We start from the raw sequence: 5,511 nt of genomic DNA on the forward strand, positions 1-5,511 counted from the left end.
CCCCTGCTGGTATCCCAGGGATTGCGTGTCGCACCATAGAGAGAGGATTCGGTTGCCGCAGCTATACCGAATTCCGACGTGGTGGTACGCCCGATATTGGCAAGGCCGCCGGATCGCATTTTCACCCAGAAGGCGTGATCGTCGCCGCAAATGAAACCCTTGGCGAGAACGCTGCCGAACTCTCCCGGCCGGCCGGCTTCGATAGGGAAATCCTTGGTCAATGTCGGCATGCCGTGGAAAGGTGCGGGTCCGGGAACATCGCCCAGCCCCTCGATCGCATCGGCATAGGTTTCGATCACGGCATTGAGCTGCGGATTGACCGCGGCGATCCCTGAAAGGATGCAGTTACCCAGTTCGCGTGGCGTAACTTCCCGATTGCGCAGGAGTTCGGCCAGACCGACGCCGTCATAGGCGGCGTATTCCGTCAACTTCATGCGCCTGCCCTGACTGTCCACGGTTTCAGCAACGGGTGATGCATCGTCATTCTTCGCCCTCTTCCTCTTTGATGTGCCGTGCGACGCGCCGTGGCGGTTTGTGGAAGGTTCGCAGGATCCCGGCGATATCCTCCAGCTCATTCATCCGCGTCTCAGCCGATTTGCCGAGTTTCTCGGCAACGGAATGCGTGAGGAGGTTCAGAACCGAACTTATCGCGGCCGTCGAATCCCAGTACAGGTCGACGCGCGTCGATACTTCGAGCGCCAGTTTTGTGTATTCAGATGCCCAATGGCTGTATTTGTCGGTAACGATGATCAGAGGAATCTTTCGGCGCTTGATCTGGGCGCATAGCCGAAAGCTCATCGCTGCGTATTCCGCCGTGTCGATCAGCAGCACGCAAGAATTTTCGCCGCTATCGGTGAGGATTTCCGAGAACGTGCCGCCCAAACCTTCGGCAAAGCGGACATCGCTACGCACCCAGCGCAGACGCGTCGCGAAATCGAGCCCTAATCCCTTCACGGCCTGGAAGCTGACGCAGTTCACGCGGTCGCAGGTGCTCAGCAGATGAACGATTTCGGACCACATCTCGCCCTGGGCAAGGCCATAGGCCGCGGCCAAGGCCTGCTGCTCCATCTCCAGGCTGCGAGCCAACCGCCCCTGCTTCTCGCCGCCGATGCGGAAACGCAACTCGGCACTGTCCAGGCCTGGGCTTGTGACTTTCGGCGCGGAGCGCAGGCCACGCTTCATTTCCTTGAGGTCGGTGTAGCCGAGACGCCGCACGAAACGGGTAACGCTTGCCTCGCTTACGCCGGCGCCGGCGGCAATGGTGGCGCCAGTTTCAAAGGGAATGTCATGGATGTTGGCGAGCAGGTATCGCGCGATTGCCTGCTCGGTCCGCGCGAACTCCAGCCAGCCCTCACGCAACCTGGCTTCCAGCGCGCTGGCCACCTCGGTCTCACCGGAAACAGTCTTCTCGCCAGGCGTTTTCATCTTCATCGGCCGCAACGTCCCTTGGCAGACCTATTTGGAACAGACCGGAAAAGGCCACCCCAGGAAGCGCAGTTCATTTCCAGTTCATGACGCGACGCTAGCACGCGAGAACACGCTGTGAAAGATAAATTTTACGAACAAATATTTCGGTACTTTTATTTCACGACCGGCCGTAATCCAAAAAAACGTTCCGCGCTGGCTCCGCCTCCGAGCGAACCTGTCTTTGCGCGCCGTGCGGTTCGCGGCTTCGTTTTCGTCCATGGTTCGGGCTGCCGGGAAAGTGGTTTTAAGCACGACAATCTGGACATTAGTCTTGACAGAAATACAGATGTTCAATACCCGTCAGGCAATCGAACAAGCCTGCATTATGGGAGGAACGAGCGGTATGGCTTCCAATGTTTCGTTGACGGGCCTTGCCCGCGATCTCGAGGAACGCGCCAAGTCGGGCAAGCCTATCCGCATCGGCCTGATCGGCTCGGGCGAGATGGGAACCGACATCGTCACTCGTGTCGCTCATATGTCAGGCATCGAGATCGGCGCCATTTCCGAACTGAACCTGCCTGCCGCCAGCAAGGCCGTCGATATCGCCTTCCAGGAAACCGGGCATGCGCGCGAGGTGTCGAACGCGTCGGCGATGACGGCGGCGATGGAAGCCGGCAAGGTGGCGGTCACCAACGATGCCAGCCTTGTCATCAACGATGATCTGATCGACGTCGTCATCGACGCCACCGGGGTTCCCGCCGTCGGCGCCGAGATCGGGCTGCGCGCCATGGAACATGGCAAGCATCTGGTGATGATGAATGTCGAGGCCGACGTCACCATCGGCGCCTATCTGAAGAGCGAGGCCGACCGGCTCGGCGTCACCTATTCGCTGGGCGCCGGCGATGAGCCGTCCTCCTGCATGGAGCTGATCGAGTTCGTTTCGGCCATGGGGCATCCGATCGTTGCCGCCGGCAAGGGCAAGAACAACCCGCTCAACATCGACGCTATTCCCCCAGACTATGAGGAGGAAGCCAAGCGCCGGCACATGAATGTGCGGATGCTGGTCGAATTCGTCGACGGCTCCAAGACCATGGTCGAGATGGCGGCGATCGCCAATGCCACCGGCCTGGTTCCAGACAAGGCCGGCATGCATGGCCCGGCGGCGAGGCTTGGCGAACTGTCCAAGGTGCTGGTGCCGCAGAAGGATGGCGGCGTGCTGTCGAGGGTCGGCGTCGTCGACTATTCGATCGGCAAGGGTGTCGCGCCCGGCGTCTTCGTCGTTGCCGATATGTCGCATCCGCGCATCTCCGAGCGTATGGAAGATTTGAAGATGGGCAAAGGCCCGTATTTCACTTTCCATCGTCCCTATCACCTGACCTCGCTCGAAGTGCCGCTGACCTGCGCGCGCGTCGTGCTCTACGGCAAGGCCGACATGGTGCCGCTGGCCAAACCGGTGGCCGAAGTCGCCGCCGTGGCCAAGAAGGACATGAAGCCCGGCGAGAAGCTCGATGCGATCGGCGAATATTGCTATCGTGCCTGGATCATGACGACGCCTGAGGCGCGCGCCGCCAAGGCCATTCCCTGCGGCCTGCTGCAGGGCGGCTCGGTCACCGCGCCGATCACGAAGGGCGAGCTCATAACCTACGCGAATGCAGCGCCCGCGGCGGGCTCCAAGATCGCCGAACTGCGCGCCCGCCAGGACAAGCTCGTCTATGGGTCCGTGGGAGCGTGATCATGGCCACAGCCAGCAAAGCCGTCACTGACAGTCGCGCCAATCTGCCCTTCGTCTACCGCCACTACAGCGCCGAGCAGCTCAGGGAGGTGCTCCACAAGATGTACCTGATCCGCCGCTTCGAAGAGGGCGCGGAGGAGTGCTACACGCGCGGTCTCATCCACGGCACCATGCATTTGTCGATCGGCCAGGAAGCCAGCGCCATGGGCATCTGCATGCCGCTTGCCGAGGATGACCAGATCACCTCGACGCATCGCGGTCATGGCCACTGCATTGCCAAGGGTGCCGAGGTCAAGCGCATGTTCGCCGAGTTCTTCGGCAAGACCACAGGCTATTGCAAGGGCCGTGGCGGCTCGATGCACATCGCCGATGTCGGCAAGGGCAATCTCGGCGCCAATGGCATCGTCGGCGGCGGCATCCCGATCGCCGTCGGGGCGGCATTGTCCTCCAAGATGATGAAGACCGGCAAGGTCGTGGTCTCGTTCTTCGGCGATGGCGCCAACAATGAAGGCGCTTTCCACGAGGCGCTCAACATGGCGGCGGTCTGGAAGCTGCCCGTCATTTTCGTCTGCGAGAACAATGGCTACGGCATGTCCACATCGACAGCCCGCTCGACCGCGGTCAAGAACATCGCCGAGCGCGCCGCCGCCTATTCGATGCCGGGCGTCATCGTCAACGGCAACATCTTCTCCGAGGTCGCCGAGGCGTCTCATCAGGCTATCGCCCGAGCCCGCGCCGGCGAGGGGCCGACGCTGATCGAGTCCAAGACCTACCGCCATCGCGGCCATTCCAAGAGCGACCGCAACCGCTATCGCACCAAGGAAGAGATCGAGGACTGGATGTCGAACCGCGATCCGATCACCCTGTTCGAAAGCGAGCTCAGGGAATTCGGCTTCATCGACGACAAGGGCATCGAGGCCATTCGCGATGCCGTGGCGCAAGAGATCGCCGAGGGCATCGAGTTCGCCAAGGCGAGCCCATCGCCCGATATCAGCGAGACCGGAAATTACGTGTATACGGAGCAGGCGTGATGGACGCGATGGTGCGTGAACTGAGCTACGCCCAGGCGATCCAGGAAGCCATGGCGATCGCCATGGACATGGACGAACGCGTTTTCCTGATGGGCGAGGATATCGGTGTCTATGGCGGCGCCTTCCAGGTCACCGGCGACCTGGTCGAACGTTACGGCGCTGACCGCGTCATCGACACGCCGATTTCGGAATTGGGCGGCGCGGGCGTCGCGGTGGGCGCTGCCCTCACGGGCATGCGGCCGATCTTCGAGTTCCAGTTTTCCGACTTCGCCACGCTTGCCATGGAGCAGATCGTCAACCAGGCGGCCAAGATGCGCTTCATGTTGGGCGGCGAGGTTTCGGTTCCCGTGGTGATGCGCTTTCCCGCCGGTTCCGGCACCGGTGCGGCGGCTCAGCACAGCCAGAGCCTGGAAGCCTGGCTCGGCCATGTGCCGGGTCTGAAAGTCATCCAGCCGGCGACCCCCTATGATGCCAAGGGTATGCTGTTGGCGGCGGTCGCCGATCCCGATCCGGTCATGATCTTCGAGCATAAGCTGCTCTACAAGATGAAGGGACCGGTGCCCGAAGGCTATTACACCGTGCCGATCGGCAAGGCCGATATCCGCCGCGAGGGCCGGGATCTCACCATCGTCGCCACCTCGATCATGGTGCAGAAGGCGCTCGACGCGGCTGCCGCACTGGAGAGCGAAGGCATCGACGTCGAAGTCGTCGATCTCCGCACCATCCGGCCGATGGACAAGCAGACCGTCATCGACAGCGTCAAGAAGACGTCGCGGCTGCTATGCGTCTACGAAGCGGTCAAGACGCTGGGCATCGGCGCCGAGGTCAGCGCCATGATCGCCGAGAGCGAGGCGTTCGATTATCTCGATGCGCCGATCGTGCGGCTGGGCGGCGCCGAAACGCCGATCCCCTATAATCCGGAGCTCGAGAAGGCGACGGTGCCGCAAATTCCCGACATCATCACCGCTGCGCGCGACCTCGTGAAAGGGGTTCGCTGAGAAATGCCGACCGAAGTCATTCTTCCCAAGGTCGACATGGACATGGCGACCGGACAGATCTCGCGTTGGTTCGCCGAGGAAGGCGCGCACGTCAAGAAGGGCGATGTGCTGTTCGAGATCGAGACCGACAAGGCGGCGATGGAGATCGACGCGCCGGCCAGCGGCGTGTTGCGCGACGTCACCGGCAAGGAAGGTGTCGATATTGCGGTCGGTGCAGCTGTTGCATGGATTTATGCCGACGATGAAAGCTATGCGCCAATCTCCCCCCTCGAGGGGGAGATGTCGACGAAGTCGAGAGAGGGGGTTGCCTCAGGAGGCACCCCTGTACCGTCGAGCCCAGTCG

The 5,511-nt window shown here is 61.7% G+C and carries 6 protein-coding genes; 4 read left to right on the top strand and 2 right to left on the bottom strand.

Annotated elements, in window-relative coordinates:
* Both EN750_RS16605 and EN750_RS16610 read right to left on the bottom strand, forming a co-directional pair.
* On the bottom strand, positions 1–434 hold a 434-nt coding region (locus EN750_RS16605; protein WP_245482724.1), incomplete at its 3' end, for an amidase family protein.
* 46 nt (positions 435–480) lie between these two features.
* Positions 481–1,383 carry a MurR/RpiR family transcriptional regulator gene (locus tag EN750_RS16610; protein WP_189526248.1) on the bottom strand — a complete coding sequence of 301 codons (903 nt, stop codon included), beginning with the start codon at positions 1,381–1,383 and terminating at the stop codon, positions 481–483.
* A 427-nt stretch (positions 1,384–1,810) separates the two neighbouring features.
* Between EN750_RS16610 and EN750_RS16615 the strand changes: the two genes are divergently transcribed.
* The 4 genes from EN750_RS16615 to EN750_RS16630 form a co-directional block, all read left to right on the top strand.
* The gene (locus tag EN750_RS16615; protein WP_127397056.1) at positions 1,811–3,139 is read left to right on the top strand and encodes an NAD(P)H-dependent oxidoreductase; all 1,329 of its coding nucleotides are present in this window, start codon (positions 1,811–1,813) and stop codon (positions 3,137–3,139) included.
* Positions 3,140–3,141: 2 nt separating this feature from the next.
* Complete coding sequence (locus EN750_RS16620) at positions 3,142–4,170, top strand: thiamine pyrophosphate-dependent dehydrogenase E1 component subunit alpha (protein ID WP_127261511.1); 1,029 nt, start codon at positions 3,142–3,144, stop codon at positions 4,168–4,170.
* Entirely contained in the window at positions 4,170–5,168 is a 999-nt protein-coding gene (locus EN750_RS16625; protein ID WP_127267172.1) for an alpha-ketoacid dehydrogenase subunit beta, read from the top strand. The genes EN750_RS16620 and EN750_RS16625 overlap by 1 nt, the downstream gene beginning before the upstream one ends.
* Before the next feature lie 3 nt (positions 5,169–5,171).
* A partial coding sequence (locus EN750_RS16630) for a biotin/lipoyl-containing protein (protein ID WP_127397057.1) occupies positions 5,172–5,511 on the top strand: 340 nt, incomplete at its 3' end.

The sequence above is a fragment of the Mesorhizobium sp. M7A.F.Ca.ET.027.03.2.1 genome (assembly GCF_003999175.1).
GTDB lineage: Bacteria > Pseudomonadota > Alphaproteobacteria > Rhizobiales > Rhizobiaceae > Mesorhizobium.

Bases quoted from the DNA above. Each gene is read 5' to 3' on its own strand.
- EN750_RS16625 (WP_127267172.1), top strand. From the start codon at position 4,170: ATGGACGCGATGGTGCGTGAACTGAGCTACGCCCAGGCGATCCAGGAA.
- EN750_RS16620 (WP_127261511.1), top strand. From the start codon at position 3,142: ATGGCCACAGCCAGCAAAGCCGTCACTGACAGTCGCGCCAATCTGCCC.
- EN750_RS16615 (WP_127397056.1), top strand. From the start codon at position 1,811: ATGGCTTCCAATGTTTCGTTGACGGGCCTTGCCCGCGATCTCGAGGAA.